Here is a 19583-nt window from a genome sequence, read left to right as displayed (position 1 = left end):
TCCCCGAGCGGCGCCGTCGCGGCCTCGCCGCGTCGGCCGTCGCGCTGGCTCTGGTGGCCGTCGCCGGTCCGACTGCGATGCCGTCGCCGGCCGAGGCGGAACCGGCGGCCGCCCCGCCGACGGCCGCCCCGGAGGCGCCGGCGCTCAACGAGGTCGATGCCTTGGCGCAGGCCGGAAAGCTCAAGGCACCGGTGGAGGTGACCAGCCTCAAGACCGAGGACTCACGCGTGTTGGCGACCCCGCGGGGCACCCTGGTGCTGGAGTCGTACGCGGAGCCGCAGTGGACCAGGGGTCGCGACGGCGGCCCCTGGCGGAAGATCGACACCCGGCTCGAACGACGCGCCGATGGGTCGGTGGCGCCGGTAGCGACGCTGACGGACGTGACGTTCACCTCCGGTGGGAGCGGCCCGACGATCCGGATGCCGCTGGCTGAGGGGCAGGTGTCGCTGTCCTGGCCGGGAGAGCTGCCGGCTCCGACGCTCGACGGCGACACCGCCGTGTACGCCTCGTTGCTGCCGGAGGTGGACCTGCGACTGCGGGCGCTGCGTGACGGGTTCACCTGGGCGCTGGTGGTGAAGTCTGCGCAGGCGGCGGCGAACCCGGCGTTGGACGAGCTGCGGTTCGCGCTGCGTACCACCGGCTCCCTCACCAAGCGGTCCCGTGTCGGCGGCGGGTTCGAGGTCGCCGACCGCAGCGGACGGTCCGTGCTGTCCGCCGGGGGTGCGCTGATGTGGGACTCGGCCGGGGTGGCCGCGCCCGCCAAGGGCGCCACGGGCCGGGCGGCGAACGCCTTCGCGGTGCAGGACCGGCGTGCGGCACTGCGGGTGGTGCCGGACCGGGCGCGCAAGGCGGAGATCCCGACCGGGGTCCAGGATGAGGATCTGGTGATCCGCCCGGACCGATCGCTGCTGCGTGGCAAGAGCACCGTGTACCCGGTGGTCATCGACCCGTGGAGCACGATCGAGAAGACCCGGTGGGGCTACTCGAGCACCAACGACGCGACCCGCAACGACGGTGTGGCCCGGGTCGGGAAGGACCCTGAGGGATCCGGTACCTACCGGTCCTACTTCTCGTTCAAGCTGACCTCGTTGTCCGGCAAGACGATCCGCGACGCCAAGTTCCTGACCGAGATGACGCACTCGTGGGACTGCGGCAACACGCCGGTGAACCTTTGGCGTACGGCCGACATGGCGACCACCGGCAAGCAGACCTGGTCCGGGCCGAGCTTCTCGAAGTGGCTGGAGGAACGGTCGGCGCACGCGCACAAGCCGTCGGGGGGCGCGGGCTGCTCCGACGACCCGCAGCCGGACAAGCCGATGGAGTTCTCCAGCCAGAACGTCATCACCGACATCAGCGCCAACCGCGGCCAGGACATCTACACGCTGGCGCTGTCGACCCGGCAGTCCGACGGATCCTCGGAGTCGACGAGCAACTGGTGGAAGAAGTTCGACCCGGTGCAGACCAAGCTGACGATCGAGTACAACACCAACCCGAACACCCCGACCGCGGCGCAGCTGTCGACCCACGCCGGCTACACCGCGCCGGCTCAGCCCTGCGTGACAGGTGCGTCCCGACCCGCGGTGCGTTCGGACTTCCCGTGGCTGAAGGCGACGGTGAGCGACCCGGACGGCAGCGGCGGCGGCAGCCTCTCCGGCGTCTTCACGCTCCAGAAGCTGGCCGGCAGCACCTGGACGAACGTGTCCGGGTGGCCGAGGACCGACTCCGGGGTCGCGCCCGGGGCCAAGGCGGAGTTGCAGTTGACCACGAAGACGGTCAACGGCGAGCTCTACCGGTGGCAGGTGCAGACCAAGGACACCCTCGGTGGGGCGTCGGTGACCGCGTCACCGTGGTGCGAGTTCTCCATCGACTACTCCGCGCCGGCCTCTACCCCGACCGTCACGGCCGCGGACGGGCTCTATCTGGAGTCCCCGCCGCTGGGCGCCAACCAGGATCCGCACGGTGCGGTCGGCTACTCCGGCAGCTTCACCTTCGCCGCCAACGGCGCCTCTGACGTGTACGACTACGTCTACCAGGTGAACGGCGGCCCGGAGGTGGTCGTGCGTGCCACCGGGCTCGGAGGTCCCGCCACCGCCTGGGTGACTCCGACGACGCGGTTGGAGAACGTGCTGACCGTGCGCAGCCGGGACCAGGCCGGCAACTCGTCCGCTCCCTACGACTACACGTTCTTGGCCAGCGACCCGTCCGCGCCGGTCGCGCACTGGGCGGTCGACGACGGCTCGGGCCTCACTCTGACCAACAAGGTGGCCGGTGGTGCGGTGGCCACCATGAGTCCGTCCCCGGCCTGGACGGACTCCCGAGTCCTGGGTACGAGCCGCAGGAGCGGTAAGGACTGGGCGGTCAAGTTCGACGGCAACGACCAGGCCGTGACGGCCGGCCCCGTCATTAACACCAGCCGTAGCTTCTCCTTCGCGGCATGGGTTCGCGCCGACGCCGTCGGTGGCGTGGTCATGGCGCAGGTCGGTGCCAACAAGAGCCCGTTCGAGCTCCAGTACTACCCAACCAAGCAGCGTTGGTGCTTCGTCAGCTACGTCTCAGATTCGGCCAACGCGGCTTCCACGCCGTCTCCCGCGTGCGCTACAGATCCTGTGCAGGTGGGAGTGTGGGTTCACCTGACGGGTGTCTACGACGCCGGGTCCACTAGCCAGCTCGCGCTGTACGTGAACGGGGTGCGTAAAGGCTCCGGTTCGACCAGCGCTCCTGCGTGGGCGTCGACGGGGCCCTTGTCGATCGGGGTGGGGCGCAACGGCACGCCCGTCGGATGGGTCAACGGGGCGATCAGTGAGGTTCGAGTGTGGGACCGGGTCATCGACCCGGAGACAGACCTCGCCGAGATCGTCGCGCCAGTGCGCGTCGGCCAATGGGAGATGGACGGCGATGACCAGGACGAACCCCGCGAGGCGGGAGACTCCTCCGACTACCGAAATGCGCTGAACCTTAAGCCCGCGCCGGCTTCGGACTGGGTTCCGGACAGTTTCAACGGGTCAACGGCCCTGCGTTTCGACGGTATCTCGGGCAACGCGCAGACGAGCGTTCCGGTGCTGCGCACAGACCAGTCATACACGGTGTCGGCATGGGTGCGCTTCGCGGGAGGTAACGGTGCGCGAACGGTCATCGCGCAGGACGGGCTGAACGTCTCAAGTTCATTCCTCAGCTGTCGTACCGACGCGTCGGGGTCGAAGTGGTCGGTCATGACTCGGTCCGCAGATGCGACCTCCTCCTCTGCGTTCTATGTCATCGGCACTGACTGTCTGGTAAATCAGTGGACACATCTCGTGGCCGTGCAGGACGTCACCACGAAGGCGATGAGTTTGTACGTGAATGGAGTCCTGGTGAAGCAGAGCGCCTTCTCCTTCGTGCCGTGGCATGGGGTCGGCGTGCTGGCGGTCGGACGAGGAAAGTGGGGAGGACCGGCCGATTACTTCAGCGGGGACATTGATCGAGTTCAGGTATGGCAGGGGGCTTTGAACGCCGCCGAGGTCCAAGCTGTGTCTGCGATCACGGACTGATGGCTGGCCTGTGCTCCGCATGAACCGCAATCCATCCGTGTCGGACTCGGCGTCGTCACCGCCCGCGCCCGAAGTGTCATCAGCTGCCACTTTCTACTAAACGTCAAACTCGGCTCTTTACCTGTGAGGGAGATCGATGGAAAACGTCCGAATCCTCAAATCGAGCAGACGCTATCGACGAGGGTGGCGATTTGAAAAGCTGAACCGCATCACCCGCCGCGGCCTCACCATCGGGCTGGCCGCGGTGCTCGCGGCCACGATCGGCGGCCAACTGCCCGCCCGGGCGGAACGGTCGACGCCGGCTCCACACCTCGACCCGCAGCGCTACTCGTCCACCCCGTTGCACAAGGCCGCCTCCAGCAAGCGGATCCCCGACACCGATGCGGCGGCGGCCAAGGTGCGGCGGCCGGCACCGGTCTGGCCGGCGGCGGGCTCCGCCGAGGTGACGCTGGGCGCGGCGACCACGGCGGTGACCTCCGGCCGCGCCGGCCCGTTGCCCGTGACGGTACGACCGGTTCCCGCTTCGCGGTCCGGCCGCACGGCGGCGTCCGGCCCGGGCAAGGTCCTCGTCGAGGTGCTGGCCAAGGCCACGGCCGAGGCGGCCGGCGTCAATGGCCTGCTGGTGCGGGTCGGCCGGACCGACGGGGTCCGGTCTGCCGGTACGGTCGAGGTGGGCGTCGACTACGCCGCCTTCGCGACCGCGTACGGCGCCGACTGGGCCTCGCGACTGCGGTTGGTGCGGCTGCCCGACTGCGCCCTGAGCACCCCGGCGGCCGCGGCCTGCCGGCCGGAGTCGTTGGCGTCTCGCAACAACGTCCGCACCCGTACCGTGTCAGCGGCGGTTGCGGTGTCCGCAGCCGACCCGGCGGCTCCGGGCGCGCGGACGGCTGCCGGAGCGGCGGCGGGAGGGACGCTCTTCGCGCTGACCAGTGGTCCCTCCGGCGGGGCCGGCAACTTCGCCGCTTCCAGCCTCGCTTCCACGTCGTCGTGGAGCCACGGCGGTGCCACGGGTGGCTTCCAGTGGTCCTACCCGATGCGGACCCCGCCCGGTCCCGGGGGACCGGAGCCGGGCATCGGTCTCGGCTACTCCTCGCAGTCCGTTGACGGCCGGCACGCGGCGACCAACAACCAGCCCGGTCTGTTCGGGGAGGGCTTCGACTATTCCCCAGGCTTCATCGAGCGCCGGTACAAGGCGTGCGCCGAGGACATGGGCGGCAACGCCAACAACTCGGTCAAGACCGGGGACCTGTGCTGGGGCCCGGAGAACGCCGTGATGTCGCTCAACGGCAGCACCGTCGAGCTGTTGAAGGGCAGCGACGGCACGTGGCACCCGCGCAGTGAGAATGGCGCCAAGATCGAGCTGCTCACGTCCTCGGCGTACGCGAACGGCGACGACGACAACGAGTACTGGAAGGTCACCACCACCGACGGCACCCAGTACTGGTTCGGTCGTCATCGGCTCCCGGGCTGGTCGACCGGTCGGCCGACGACCAACTCGGTCCTCACCGTGCCCGTCTTCGGCAACAACCCCGGTGAGCCGTGCAACGCAGCGACCTTCGCCGCCTCCGACTGCAACGGCAAGTCGCAGGCCTGGCGGTGGAACCTGGACTACGTCCAGGACATCCACGGCAACACCATGTCCTACTGGTGGGCCAAGGAGACCAACTACTACGCCAAGAACCTGGTGGCCTCGACACCTGTCGTCTACGACCGGGCCGGCTACCTGACCCGCATCGACTACGGCAGCGACAACCGGGACAACAACGAGTACGCCGCCGCGTCGCCGTACGTCGAGAACACCCCGGGACGCGTCGAGTTCACGAACGTCGACCGCTGCCTGACGAACTGCACCACGAAGAACGCCACGACCTGGCCGGACACGCCGTGGGACCAGAACTGCACCGCGACCACGAAGCCCTGCAACAACGGTTCCCCGACGTTCTGGTCCGCCAAGCGCACCACGCTGATCACCACCAAGGCGTGGAAGGCGGCCGCCTCGGCCTACCAGAACGCCGACTCGTGGACGTTCCGGCAGGCGTTCCTCGACCCCGGTGACGGCACCCGCGCCGGCCTGTGGCTCGACGGGATCACCCACAGGGGCCTCAACGGCGGCACCGTCACCGCGCCGGAGGTGACGTTCTCCGGCATCCAGAAGCCGAACCGGGTGGACGCCGCCGGAAGTGACTGGGCCCTCGCCTTGAACTGGCACCGGGTCAACCTGATCACGCAGGAGACCGGCGGCCAGATCTTCGTTACGTACAGCGACGCGCAGTGCGTCAAGGGCAGCGTGATGCCCTCGACGAGTGCGTTGGACAGCAACAAGCTGCTCTGCTATCCGGTCAAGTGGACACCACCCGGCGAGACCGACAAGGTGACCGACTTCTTCCACAAGTACGTGGTCAAGGAGGTCCAGCAGATCGATCCCACCGGTGGGGCACGTCCGCTGCGCACCGCCTACGACTATCTCAACGACGACAACGAGGCGCTGTGGCACTACGACGACGACACCGGGCTCACCCCGGACGATCGTCGTAGCTGGTCCCAGTGGCGTGGTTACCCCAAGGTGGTGACCTACGTCGGTGAGGGCGCGGCCCGAACCAAGACCGAGACCCTCTACTACCGAGGCATGTACGGGGACAAGCTCGCCGCCGGTGGCACGCGCACCACCCAGGTCCAGGGCCTGGAGGGCGGTGCCGTCAACGACTACGAGCAGTTCAGCGGTTCCGCGCGTGAGACGGTCACCTGGTTGGGCGGGACCGTGCTGTCCGCCACCGTGCACGACATGTGGCGATCGGACCCGCCGACCGCCACCCGGGCGGGAAGCCCGGTCGCCGAGTCCCGCTACGTGCGGGTGCGCACGTCGAAGACGCGTATCGCCACGGACACGGGCTGGCGGCGCAGCACGACGACCACCGACTTCGACGAGTACGGCATGCCGACCACCCAGGAGGACAGCAGGGACACCTCCACCGCCGGCAACGAGCGGTGCACCAAGACGGAGTACGTCCGCAACACCGCGGACTGGCTGCTGACCCCGGTCAAGCGGATCAACGGGTGGGTCGGGAAGTGTTCGTCCGGTCCCGCCGACGACAAGCAGGTCCTCGGTGACGTCCGGTTCAGCTACGACTCGCTGGCGTACGGGGCCGCACCGGGCAAGGGCCTGCTCACCAGGACCGAGCGGATCACGTCCTTCACCGGTGGTAACCGCACCTACCAGCAGGTCGGCACCGCGAAGTACGACGCCAGGGGTCGGATGACCGAATCCACCGACGTCGCCGGGGAGAAGTCGACGACGGCCTACGTCCCGGCCACCGGCGGCCCGGTGACCCAGCAGACGACCACGAACCCGCTGCTGTGGACCAGCACCGTCGACCTCGACCCGACCACCGGACTGGTGGTCAAGAGCACGGACACCAACAACTACGTCACCGAGTACGCCTACGACGCGATGGGTCGCGCCACGCAGGTGTGGCTGCCCAACCGGGCGCGGGTGACCTACCCCACCGCGCCGTCGACCACCTACGGCTACTCGTTGTCGAAGACGGCGCCGTCGTACGTCACCACCACTGCGGTCAACGCCAACGGCGGCAACGACACGTCGTACGTGATCTATGACGCCCTCGGTCGGCAGCGGCAGACGCAGGAGCCGGCCAACGGCACCGGCCGGATCATGACCGAGACGTTCTACGACGCGGCCGGCCGGATCTACAAGGCCAACTCGGCCTACTACGACTCCGGTGCGATCGACACCTCGGTCATCAAGTCCCGGCTGGACCAGGATGTGCCGAGTCAGACGAAGACGCTCTACGACACCGCAGGCCGTCAGATCCACTCGTTGCTCCTCGGCACGGTGTCGAGCGTTCAGGTCGAGAAGACCAGGACGTCGACCACCTACCACGGCGACCATGTCACCGTGGAGCCCCCGTTGGGGCAGGCGGCCACCACGGTGTGGACCGACTCGGAGGGCCGGACCGAGAAGCTCTGGCAGTATCACGGCCGGACGGCCACCGGCGGCTACGACGAGACGAAGTACACCTACCACCCGGCCGGCCAGTTGGCCACGGTGCAGGATCCGGCCGGCAACGCCTGGTCCTACACCTACGACATCCAGGGCCGACTGACGTCGACGAGCGACCCTGACACCGGGACGTCGACCAAGCAGTACAACACCCTGGGTCAGTTGGAGAAGACCACCGACTCCCGGCCGGACACCCCCGACATCTGGTTCACCTACGACAAGATCGGGCGACCGCTCACCACCCGCGAGACGAGCCTGACCGGGCCGATGCGGACCGAGCTCACGTACGACTCGCCGGTCAAGGGCATCACCAAGTCGGCGTCGCGCTGGATCGGCTCGGAGGAGTACCGGTCGGAGGTCGTCTCCGTCGACAAGATGTACAACACGACGCAGAGCAAGCTGACGCTGCCGTCGTCGCAGGCGGGGTTCTGCGGGATCGGCGCGGTCACCTGCAGCTTCACGTCCAAGGCGAGCTTCCTGACCGACGGCTCGCCCAACACGCTCACCATCCCGGCCGCGGGCGGCCTCGACCAGGAGGTGCTGAACTACAAGTACGACACGACGTACGCGATGTTGGACCGGCTCGCCACGGACTACCTGGACGCCACCTACTACGTCGTCGACTCGGGCTACACGAACCTGCACGAGCTGAGCACGATCACGCGCTCGACCGCGTTGACGGGCGCGAAGTCCGTCCAGAGCAAGAACTCCTACGACGACAGCACCGGCCGGGTCGCCAGCAGTTCCGTCACCCGGTCGACCGCGCCGGCCTACGTGGCCAACACGTTCTACGACTACGACGCCAGCGGCAACATCATCAAGATCGACGACAACACGGGCGCCCGCCCACGGGACACCCAGTGCTTCGCCTACGACCACCAGCGCCGGCTCACCGACGCGTGGACACCGGCCTCGTTCGACTGCGCCGCCAAGCCCCAGGCGGAGTCGGAGCTGGGTGGCCCGGCACCCTACTGGCAGCAGTGGTCGTTTGGCGCGCCGGACCACCCGCAGGGGCGCGTCGGCAACCGCCTGACCCAGACCGAGCGGGGCACCCCGACCGGCACGGTCACCACCTCCTACTCCTACCCGGCGGCCCGCGCGGCACAGCCGCACCGGCTGGACGGCTGGAGCCGGATCGACAACACCGGCACGACCACCGGCTCGTACACGTACGACGAGGCCGGCAACATGAAGACCCGTCCTGGCAAGTCGGGACAACAGTCGCTCACCTGGGACGTCGAGGGACACCTGGCGTCGGTGACCGACAGCACCGGCACCAACTCCTACATCTACGACGCGAGCGGCAACCGGCTGATCGCGACCGACCCCACCGGGAGCACCCTGTTCCTTGGTGACCAGGAGATCCGCAAGAACGCGAGCAACGGGCAGGTCAACGCCACCCGCTACTACTCGTTCAACGGCGAGACGGTGGCCCAGCGCACCGTCACCGGCATCACCTGGCTGGCGAGCGACCACCAGGGCACGTCGCAGGTCAGCATCGCCAACGACACCAACCAGACCATCACCCAACGCCGCCAGACTCCCTACGGCACCCCCCGCGGCGCTGCGGTCACCTGGCCCAACAAACAAGGATTCGTCGGCGGCTATCAGGACCCCACCGACCTGACGCATCTCGGCGCCCGCGAGTACGACCCGACCATCGGTCGGTTCATCTCGCCCGACCCGATCAACGACCCGGGGAACCCGCAGCAGCTTCCCGCCTACACCTACGGCGCGAACAACCCGGTCACCTTCAGTGACCCGAGCGGCGAGATCATCCCCGAGTATCTCCACCCGAAGACCGATCCGGCGCTGGAGTCATGTTCCACCAGGGGCCTCGGCGGCTACGCCTGCCAGAACTACATCGAGGGCACGAGCGGTCAGGGCCAGGGTGACACCCGGTACGACGGCAGCGGCGGACCCAAGAAGAAGTCGGGCCGGGAGAAGACGCACGAGTTCCTCGAAGGCTGCGGCCTCTTCCTCGTCGGTCTGGGCGCGGGGTGCGACGGTGTCAACGCCGTCGTGTACGCCACCGAAGGCAACTGGCGGCAGGCTGCGCTCTCCGGTGTGTCGAGCGTTCCCGGAGTCGACTGGGCCTGCAAGATCAGGAGCTTCTGCAAGAGGGCCATCGACTGGGGGGCGGGCAAGGTCACGGCTCTCGTCGCCCGGATTCGGTGGGGCAAGGCGCCATCGATCAACCCGGCGGCCGAGGCCGCGGAGATGGCGGCGCTGAAGAAGGAGATCCGGGAAAGCGCGAAGCCCCCGGCGCCGAAGACCCCGCCACCACCTGTGAAGAAGCCCGATCCGCCGGCCAAGGGCAAGACCGGAGGCGGGAACAGCGATGCGCCCACCGCCAAGGGTGGCTGCCCGACACACAGTTTCGCGCCGGACACCCCGGTGCTCATGGCCGACGGCTCGACCGAGCCGATCGCCGACGTTCGGGAGGGCGACCAGGTTCTCGCCCACGATCCGGAGCACGGCGGCACCAGCGCCCAGACGGTCGAGAAGCTGCACGTCAACCAGGATGAAGCCCTGACCGACCTGGTGGTGCGGGACAGCTCGGGTGTCGAGTCCACGATCGACACGACGCAGCACCACCCGTTCTGGAGCGTCACCCGGAAGCAGTGGGTCGGCGCGGGTGAGCTGGAGACCGACGAGCGGCTGCTGTCGGCGAGCGCGTCGACGGTGAGCGTCGTCGAGGTTCGCAACTTCAGCGGCAGCGAGGTCATGCGGGACCTCACGGTCTCCGTCATCCACACGTACTATGTGGTGGCCGGCACCACGCCAGTGCTCGTACACAACTGCGGGCCAGTTTCAAACAATCGACCCGGGGATCTGTCGCTGGAGCTGATGGAAGCAGATCTTGCGGGTATTTCACCTGTTGCAGCGGGTACTTCTGGCTTCTCGCGCGCGGCCTCGGGAAGTGGGGACTTTCTCTGGACAGTGGGGGAGGGAGGAAATCTGAATATGGTTGCTGCGGGGCGCGGCATCCATCACACGGTGGCCTCGGGTGGTGCTCCTGTTATGGCGGCAGGGCAAATCTCGTTCCGGAATGGTGCAGTGACATCGTTCGACAACATGACGGGGCACTATACCCCGTGTCCTAGCTGTGCCGGCGCGTTCATTCAGCGGGGCGTGGACGCCTTTGGTGCGGCAGGTGTGCGAATTCCACTAAGAGCTATTAGAGATTACGGCGGAAGGGCTCCGTAGTGGAAACGCAATCAGAGTTGCAGGAACTTCGGGTGATCCCGCTCGACTCACTCGGTGAGTGGCTGCGTGCTCGGTTCCCCCGACGGGTATCGCCCCAGTGGTGGCAGGCGCTGTTCGAGTCGGTCGAATCGGCCGTGAGTCCGCTAAGGAACGTTGATCACTCTCAACGTTTATCCGACCTGAAGCTCGGTGCTATGGCTGCAATTCTGGCTGTCGAACGCCACGATATTGATGCATCGTTGGGGGCGTACTGGTTGCTCAGGCTTGCGGCGGCAGCGGTCCGTCTCAACGTGCCGGTTAGTGAGTTGCCGGTCGTGCTAACGCCTGACGGGTCTGCGGCCTGGGCGCTGGAGCATGTTCCCTTGCCGCGAGACGAGGCAGTGGTAGCGGCTCAGGCTAGGAGAAGGCAGTACTTAGCCGCCGATGAATCTTTCTTCGCTCCTATCGGGGCTTCTTACGAGTCCGGAAGCCAGGAGCCTGATGCTCAAGCGTCGGCGCTAAGGGGGGTTGAGAAGATTTTGTCCGCGCTGCCATGGATTGCCGATCACTTGACGGATCCAAAAATTCGTCGGGAAGTCCGCGCTTGGCTCGGGATTGAGGGGCAGTTGTGACGGAAGGCTTTCAGTCGAACTCGTCACGGAACGTAGTGATCGAACCTCGATGTGCATCGCAGGGCGCTGTGGACCCTCTGTGTTGCCGTCAAGGTTGCCGTCGGGTGCGGGTGTTGTATCCGCTCACATCGATATCTTCGGTATGGATGCAGGGTTTTGCGTCGGGCTGCCCGGCGGCCCCTCGACGATGGCTGTTGCTCGCTTCGGTGCTGCGCCCGCGTAGCGGCGTGGCGTCGATCGCCGGAACCGGCTTGATGGCCGACCAGTGAAGCGATCGTCGCGGCTCTGGCTGGACGTTGAGCTCGCGGATGGGGATCTTGGCGTTCGTTCGGGCGTGCGGGGCCGTAGGCCGTAGCGCGTGCGCGCGGCCCGGCGGACGCCGGGCCGCCTTGATCCTGTAGAGCAGTTTTGAGCCAGTCGGATCTTGGTCGAGGGCCTTGATCCGGCTGGCTCACTGCTTGGCTGCGCGGTTGCGGCTGCCGCGTGGGCGCTTGGCGGGCTGCGGGGCCCGGTCGTCGTTGCTGGGCCTGCGGAGGAGTTCGGGCTCTTGGGCGAAGTTGCCGCGGTCGGCCTGATAGATGTCGATGCGGCGAGTAGGCGCCACACGCGAAAGGCCAGTTGAAACGCCATGAACGCGTAAGTCACACTGCGTGACCGGGTGAAAATCCCACACGTACTATGTGGTTTCCGGCGGCACGCCGGTGCTCGTCCACAACTGCACCCCGTCACAGGGGCTCCTGGAAGAGGCAGATAAAGCAGAGATCAAGGGAGCGGACTTCGCTGCAGAATATGTGTCGCCGAGTGGAGCTACGTATCGTGCGCATAATAAGTCTCAAACCAGTGTTCCGGATGGAATGCGCGATGAGCTTTCAGGCTTTGACCACCCTCACCTCGGCTGCGCCGAAATGCAATGTCTGGCCAAAGCGTATGCGGCAGAGGGGCCGGGGGCTGTACGTGGAGGCCAAATGACAGTGGTGCACGTCAGCGACACTGCGAAGGGGGCTCATGGCGACCTTGCTCGTCCATGCGGAGCCTGTGCCCGAGTGATGAGAGGGCTTGTGATCAGTGTCAATTGAAGGTAAGGCGCTTGACTTCGCCTCACTTCCGTCCGCAGTTATCGCCGCCCTTGAGGCATCCGGCTGGTTCTGGGGTCGAAAGGTCGATATAATCGAGGTTGTCACGGGCTTGGCCGGGGAGGGCTATCGGATCAATCCACCGGCCATCGGATTCTTGGAAGCATTGCACGGTCTCCGCATACCTCCAATTAATAGCGAGGGGCCAAACTTCACCAATGCGGAGCCGCTAACTATCGATCCAGGTGGGGTGGGGCGAAACCATCGATCCGAGGCGGCTGAAGTCGAGTCGGTCATAGGTGAGGAGGTGTTTCCTGTGGCGTGGTGGCTAAGCTATTCCTACGTGTTTGCATCGGGATCGGGGCGGATGGTCGCCTTCTCCTCCGGTTTGATCTGGTTGCTGGGCGACACGCTGGAGCGGGGCCTTGATATGGCTGTGCGTGCACCGTCCGACCTTGTCTGTATCGGTTCCCGGGAGGGCCAGCCTCGATGGCCAAGGCTGATATGACCGCGCCCGAGGGGTGGCGGTGAGACCTCCAACCCTCGCGTGAATGCTCTCGGCGTGAGCGGCAACTTTTGCACGCCTGCGGCGACCGCCCCGGCTGGATTGTCAGCCGGGGCGGTCGCTTCTCACCCTGCGAACGGGGCAGCTGCGTCAGAGCCGAGCCCGGATTCGTCGCCGGCTCCTGATGCGGCGCGGACACGGGTGTCGATCCATCTTGTCGTCCTGCACTCGACCCATCACCAGATGCGATGTGCGAGGTCTGCCGTGAGCTGGGTTGACAGCTCGGCCGGCCCGAATGGCGTCGCTGGTGGCGGTCGCATAACGTGCCGGTCGTGGACGGACGACGCAGCTACCCCGAGGATCAGCGGGAACCGCGGTGGGGCGACCGCGGCTACGAGTCGGACTGGCGCGCCACCAGCGAGCCGCGCTACCGCGACGACGACTACCGCGCCCCGGAGCAGCGCGCCGGTGAGAGCCGCTACGGCGCGTACTCCGCCGCCGACCCGCTCGTCGACGACACCAGCGGTTGGCGGTCGCAGCGCCCGGACGACCCGGAGGTCTCGGGGGAGTTGCCGGGCCGCGCCGGCCGCCGGGCGGCCCGCGAGGCGGCCGGTGGTGAGGACGTGGCTTCCCGCAGTGGCGTCGACGCGCTCGGCACGGCGTCGCGCGGGGCGGCGAACCCGTCGGCCGGCGTGGCCGATCCGCTCGCGGGCGCCCGTGGTGGCACCGACCCGTACGGGCTGGGGGCGCGGGGTGCCGACGCTCTCGCCGGGAGTCCCGATCCGGCTCGTCCCGGCCCGCTTGGCGGTTACCCGATCGTGGACACCGGCCGGTCGGCCGAGCCCGCCACGACCGGGGGGACGCAGATCTCCCTCGGCGGTCGGACGGGCCCGGGCGCGGCCACCCCGTTGACGGTGGGGGAGCGGCCGACCGCCGGGGCGGACCCGGTGGCGCCGGTGAACCCGCTGGAGATGCCGACCGGCCCGATGCCGGCGGTGGTGCCCCGCTCGGAGGGGACGCCGCCCGGTGACGGCGTGTACCGCACCCGGCGTCCGGCGCTCGCGGTGCTGCTGGCGGCGTTGGTGGTGGTGCTGGAGGTGCCGGCGTTACGGGTGTTGCTGCACGGGCTGGTCGGGGATCCGGTGTCGGCGTCGCACGTCGTGGTGGGCACGTTCCTGGTGGTCGGGCTGCCGATCTTCGGTGCCGGGCTGTACGGGCTGCGCACCGGCGGGTTGGCGCTCGCGGACGGCAGTCGCGGCTGGCTGCGCCCGCCGACCGCCTACCTGACCGTCGGTCTGGTGCTCTTCGTCGCCGCCGCGCTCGCGGCCCGCTGACCGCGCGGGGCGGTCGCCCGGGCCCGCTTGATCCACACCGGTACGCCGAGGTGGCGGCATCCCCGCCGCCGTGATGCCGCCACCTCCCCGAGCTGGTGTGGATCAAGCCGCCCCCCAGGCGGGCCTGGAGTGGATCAAGGGGGACCGCGCACCCCAGGGCCGGGGTGCGGAGACGGCGCGTACACTTGTCAACTGGCGACCGCCTTGCGCGGTCGACCTCGCGTGTCCTCTTCACGGTCTTCCCGTGGAGCGACGGCCTCCCTGGTCCCGGTTCTCTCACCCGGGCCCACCCTGGCCGGCGACCGGGCGCCAGGCGTCCGGCCGCCGGCCGGACGGACAACCAGGGACAAAGTAGGAGTACCCACCATGGCCGTCGTGACCATGCGTCAGCTGCTGGAGAGCGGTGTGCACTTCGGGCACCAGACCCGGCGCTGGAACCCGAAGATGAAGCGCTTCATCTTCACCGAGCGCAACGGTATCTACATCATCGACCTGCGCCAGACCCTCGACTACATCGAGAAGGCGTACGAGTTCATCCGCACCACCGTCGCGGGCGGCGGCAGCATCCTGTTCGTCGGCACCAAGAAGCAGGCCCAGGAGGCCATCGCCGAGCAGGCGACCCGGGTCGGCCAGCCGTACGTCAACCACCGCTGGCTCGGCGGCATGCTGACCAACTTCCAGACCGTGTACAAGCGGCTCCAGCGGATGAAGGAGCTCGAGGCCCTGGGTGACCTGAGCGGCACCGCCGCCGGTTACACCAAGAAGGAGACCCTCCAGCTCTCCCGCGAGAAGATCAAGCTGACCCGCACCCTGGGCGGCCTGCGGGACATGCAGAAGCTGCCCGCCGCGGTCTGGATCGTCGACACCAAGAAGGAGCACATCGCCGTCGACGAGGCCCGCAAGCTGGGCATCCCGGTGATCGCCGTGCTCGACACCAACTGCGACCCGGACGAGGTCGACTTCCCGATCCCGGGCAACGACGACGCCATCCGGTCGGCCGAGCTGCTGACCAAGGTCGTCGCCGCCGCCGTCGCCGACGGTCTGATCGCCCGCTCCGGCCGTAACCGGGGCGGCGACGAGAAGCCCGAGGCGGGTCAGGTCGGCGCCGACGAGCCGCTGGCCGAGTGGGAGCGCGAGCTGCTCGAGGAGCCGAAGAAGGCCGACGAGCAGCCCGCCGCCGCCGAGCAGCCGGCCCCGGCCGCCGCCGAGCAGCCGGCGACCGCCGCCGCCGAGTGATCTCGCCGTCGCGTCCCCACCGTCCGGGTTCCCGGCGGTGGGGCGCGACGGGTACGCCGGGCAGCACCGGCCCGGAACCGGGTAACCAGCACCCCAGACCACCTCACTGACACCGAAGAGAGAGTCATGTCCAACTTCACCGCCGCGGACGTCAAGAAGCTCCGGGACCTCACCGGCGCCGGCATGATGGACTCCAAGAAGGCGCTGACCGAGGCCGAGGGCGACTTCGACAAGGCCGTGGAGATCCTGCGCGTCAAGGGTGCCAAGGATGTCGGCAAGCGGGCCGGCCGCACCGCGGCCAACGGCCTCGTCGCCCACTCCGGCCAGGCGCTGCTCGAGCTCAACTGCGAGACCGACTTCGTCGCCAAGAACGACGCCTTCATCGCGCTCGCCCAGCAGCTCGTCGAGCACGGCGTGACCAGCGGCGCCACCAACGCCGAGGAGCTGCTCGCCAGCAGCATCGACGGCAAGAGCGTGGCCGACCTGATCCAGGAGCAGTCCGCCAAGATCGGCGAGAAGCTGGTGCTCAACCGCTTCGCCAAGCTCGACGGCACCACCGCGGTCTACCTGCACCGCAAGAGCCAGGACCTGCCTCCGGCGGTCGGCGTGCTGGTGCAGTTCTCCGGCAAGACCGACGAGGCCGGCGACGCGGACGCGCGTGGGGTGGCGATGCAGATCGCCGCCATGCGGCCGAAGTACCTCACCCGTGACGAGGTGCCCGCCGAGACGGTCGAGTCCGAGCGGCGCATCGCCGAGCAGACCGCCCGCGAGGAGAACAAGCCCGAGGCGGCGCTGCCGAAGATCGTCGAGGGTCGGGTCAACGCCTTCTTCAAGGACTTCGTCCTGCTGGAGCAGGCCGCGGTCGCCGACAACAAGAAGACCGTCAAGCAGGTGCTGGCCGAGGCCGGCATCGAGGTGACCCGCTTCGTGCGGTTCGAGGTCGGTCAGGCCTGAGCCGCCGTCCGGGCCGCCGGCCCGGGCGCAGGGGAACGTCGACGAGGAGGCCGCCGGTGTACGCGACAGGCACCGCGGCCTCCTCGTCACATAGGGTCGGCAGGGGCAGTTACGCGATGCCCGCGCGCTGCGCGGGGAGAAGGGGCGGGGCGGATGACGCAGGTTGTGAGTGACCGGAGCCTGGCGGAGGACGACCCGACCGCCCCGCCGCCCGGTCGGTCCCGCCGGGTGGTGCTGAAGCTCTCCGGTGAGGTCTTCGGCGGCGGCGCGATCGGCGTCGACCCGGACGTCGTGCAGGGCATCGCCCGGCAGATCGCCACCGTGGTCCGCCGTGGCGTGCAGGTCTCGGTGGTGGTCGGCGGCGGCAACTTCTTCCGCGGCGCCGAGCTGCAGAAGCGGGGCATGGACCGGGCCCGCGCCGACTACATGGGCATGCTGGGCACGGTGATGAACTGCCTGGCGTTGCAGGACTTCCTGGAGAAGGAGGGCATCGAGACCCGGGTACAGAGCGCCATCACCATGGCCCAGGTCGCCGAGCCCTACATCCCGCTGCGCGCGATCCGGCACCTGGAGAAGGGCCGTGTGGTGATCTTCGGCGCGGGCGCCGGGATGCCCTACTTCTCCACCGACACGGTGGCCGCCCAGCGGGCGCTGGAGATCCGCGCGGACGTGGTGCTGATGAGCAAGAACGGCGTGGACGCGGTCTACACCGCCGACCCCCGCATCGACCCGACGGCGAGCAAGCTCGACTCGATCACCTTCTCCGAGGTGCTGCGCCGCAACCTGCGGGTGGCCGACGCCGCCGCGTTCAGCCTCTGCATGGAGAACGGCCTGCCGATGCTGGTCTTCGGCGCCCAGGGCGACGACACCATCGTCCGGGCCGTCGGCGGTGAGAAGATCGGCACGCTGATCACCGCCTGACCGGTTCCGCCGGACCGGCAGCGGTCCTCTGCCACAGCCTGAGAGCACAGCCCACGACGAGCGACAGAAGGAGGCGAGGAGACCGGTGATCGACGACACCCTCCTCGAGGCGGAGGAGAAGATGGAGCGTGCCATCGAGCACGCCAGGGAGGAATTCGGCGGGATCCGCACCGGTCGCGCCAACGCCGCGATGTTCTCCCGGATCCTCATCGACTACTACGGCAGCCCGACCCCGCTGCCGCAGATGGCGTCCATCGCGGTGCCCGAGCCGCGCATGGTGATCATCAAGCCGTACGACAACTCGCAGACCAATGCGATGGAGAAGGCGATCCGCGACTCGGACCTCGGGGTCAACCCGAACAACGAGGGCAACCAGTTGCGCATCGTGCTGCCGCAGATGACCGAGGAGCGGCGGCGGGAGATGATCAAGGTCGCCCGGCAGAAGGGCGAGGAGTCCAAGGTCGCCGTCCGCAACATCCGGCGCAAGGCCAAGGAAGAGCTGGACCGCCTGGTCAAGGACGGCGAGGTCGGCGAGGACGAGGGCCGGCGCGCGGAGAAGGACCTGGACGACCTGACCCAGCGCTTCGTCACCACGGTGGACGAGATGATCAAGCACAAGGAGTCCGAGCTGCTCGAGGTCTGAGCAGCCCGCGTGCTCCGCACGGCACCGCGCCGCCGCCGCCCGGCCTCCGGGCGGCGGCCCGGTGCCGTCGTCGTGCCCGGCCGGCGTCCACCCTCGCCTGCCCGGCGGGTGCAGTAGGCTCGGCACGATTCGGCGACCACCACCGGGTTAACGGCGGGAGTCGCCCGGCCGTCGGTCGGTCAACAGGAAGTCTCAGCCGGTAGGGGATGGTCTTGGTCTTGCGTCATGTGGTGGCTTTCGTACCGTCTGCCGGTGCGTGATGTCCCACCCCGACCCCTACGGCAGCACCGAGCCGCGCGGCTGGGACCGTCCGGCCCCGGCCCTGCCCTGGCCGGAGACCGACCTGGAGCCCGGCGCGTGGCAGCGGCCCGCCCCCGGCCCGGACGCCTGGCCCGCCGACGCCGGAGCGTACGCCCGGCCCGCCGACCGGCGGGCGTACGCCCGCCCGGTAGCGGACCCGCACCCCGGCGGACCGCGGTCCTACGACGGACCGCCGCCGGGCGGTCGCGACGACGACCACCCCGACGGCTGCGACCGGCCCGAGGACGAGTTCCCCACCGCGCAGATCGCGCCGGTGCGGGACGAGCCGACCGGCCACCTCCCGGCGGTACGCGACGAGCCGGCGCCCGAACCGCCGTCCGGTCGCCGGTCGAAGGGGCGCCGCCGGGCGAGCGCCGAACGCCCGCCGACCACCGCGCCCCGGGCGTCGAAGGCGGGGCGCAACCTGCCGGCGGCGATCGGCGTCGGCGCGGGTCTCGGCGCGGCGATCGTGGTGCCGCTGTTCTTCTTCCTGCCGGCGTTCCTCGCCGTGCTCGCCGCCGCCGTGGCGATCGGCAGCTGGGAGATGGCCCGGGCGGTCCGCCGCAGCGGCGCTCACCCGCCGCTGGTGCCGCTGGTCGCCGGCGGGGTGATCATGGTCGGGCTGGCCTGGTTCGCCGGCCCGGACGCGCTCTGCCTCGGGCTGCTGGTGACCGTGCTAGGCACGATGATCTGGCGGCTGGGCGACGGCCCCGGCAACTACCAGCGCGACCTCACCGCGGCCACGCTGATCGTGGTCTACGTGCCCTTCCTCGCCGGATTCGCGGCCCTGCTGGCGGCCGCGCCCGACGACGGTCACCTGCGGGTGCTGGTCACGCTGGTGGCCGTGGTGCTCTCCGACACCGGCGGATACGCCGCCGGGGTGGCCTTCGGGAAGCGGCCGATGGCCCCGAAGATCAGTCCGAAGAAGTCCTGGGAGGGCTTCGCCGGCTCGGTCGCCGCCGCCGCGGCGGGCAGCGCGCTGCTGCTGTGGCTGCTGTTCGACGTGGCCCCCTGGTGGGGTGCGTCGTTCGGGGTGGCGATCTCCTGCGCGGCGGTGCTCGGTGACCTCGCCGAGTCGATGATCAAGCGGGACCTGGGCGTCAAGGACATGAGCAACCTGCTGCCCGGGCACGGCGGCCTGATGGACCGGCTCGACTCCATCCTGTTCGCGGTGCCGACGGCGTACCTGCTGCTCGCGGTCTTCGTGCCGGTGGTGGGCTGAGGGATGGATCACCTCCGCGAAGCGGGGCC

9 protein-coding genes are annotated in these 19583 nt (G+C 68.8%); all 9 read left to right on the top strand.

The annotated features are described in order from the left end of the window. Positions 1–161: 161 nt before the first annotated feature. The 9 genes from O7618_RS17635 to O7618_RS17595 all read left to right on the top strand — a co-directional run bounded on the left by O7618_RS17635 (position 162) and on the right by O7618_RS17595 (position 19554). Positions 162–3527 (top strand): LamG domain-containing protein, encoded by a 3366-nt coding sequence (locus tag O7618_RS17635; protein WP_278107192.1) that lies wholly within the window; start codon positions 162–164, stop codon positions 3525–3527. A gap of 136 nt (positions 3528–3663) precedes the next feature. Beyond that, entirely contained in the window at positions 3664–10755 is a 7092-nt protein-coding gene (locus tag O7618_RS17630) for an RHS repeat-associated core domain-containing protein (RefSeq protein WP_278107191.1), read from the top strand. 32 nt (positions 10756–10787) lie between these two features. After that, positions 10788–11366, top strand: a complete 579-nt coding sequence (locus O7618_RS17625) for a hypothetical protein (RefSeq protein ID WP_278107190.1) — start codon at positions 10788–10790, stop codon at positions 11364–11366. Positions 11367–13267: 1901 nt separating this feature from the next. After that, on the top strand, positions 13268–14278 hold the full coding sequence (locus tag O7618_RS17620) for a hypothetical protein (RefSeq protein ID WP_347405380.1): 1011 nt from the start codon (positions 13268–13270) through the stop codon (positions 14276–14278). A 366-nt stretch (positions 14279–14644) separates the two neighbouring features. Continuing rightward, positions 14645–15514, top strand: coding sequence for a 30S ribosomal protein S2 (gene rpsB / locus O7618_RS17615; RefSeq protein ID WP_278107188.1), 870 nt, complete (start codon positions 14645–14647; stop codon positions 15512–15514). Positions 15515–15640: 126 nt separating this feature from the next. After that, positions 15641–16468: a translation elongation factor Ts gene (gene tsf / locus O7618_RS17610; RefSeq protein ID WP_278107186.1), complete on the top strand. Its 828-nt coding sequence runs from the start codon at positions 15641–15643 to the stop codon at positions 16466–16468. 153 nt (positions 16469–16621) lie between these two features. Continuing rightward, complete coding sequence (gene pyrH, locus O7618_RS17605; protein WP_091064271.1) at positions 16622–17389, top strand: UMP kinase; 768 nt, start codon at positions 16622–16624, stop codon at positions 17387–17389. Positions 17390–17474: 85 nt separating this feature from the next. Beyond that, a complete protein-coding gene (frr, locus tag O7618_RS17600) occupies positions 17475–18032 on the top strand; it encodes a ribosome recycling factor (protein ID WP_278107185.1) in 558 nt (185 codons plus the stop codon). 259 nt (positions 18033–18291) lie between these two features. Beyond that, complete coding sequence (locus O7618_RS17595; protein ID WP_278107184.1) at positions 18292–19554, top strand: phosphatidate cytidylyltransferase; 1263 nt, start codon at positions 18292–18294, stop codon at positions 19552–19554. Positions 19555–19583: the final 29 nt, after the last annotated feature.

The sequence above is a fragment of the Micromonospora sp. WMMD980 genome (genome assembly GCF_029626035.1).
In the GTDB taxonomy this organism is placed as follows: Bacteria; Actinomycetota; Actinomycetes; order Mycobacteriales; family Micromonosporaceae; genus Micromonospora.
Note: the sequence above shows the minus strand (reverse complement) of the source record. Positions and strands in the feature narration are given on the sequence as shown.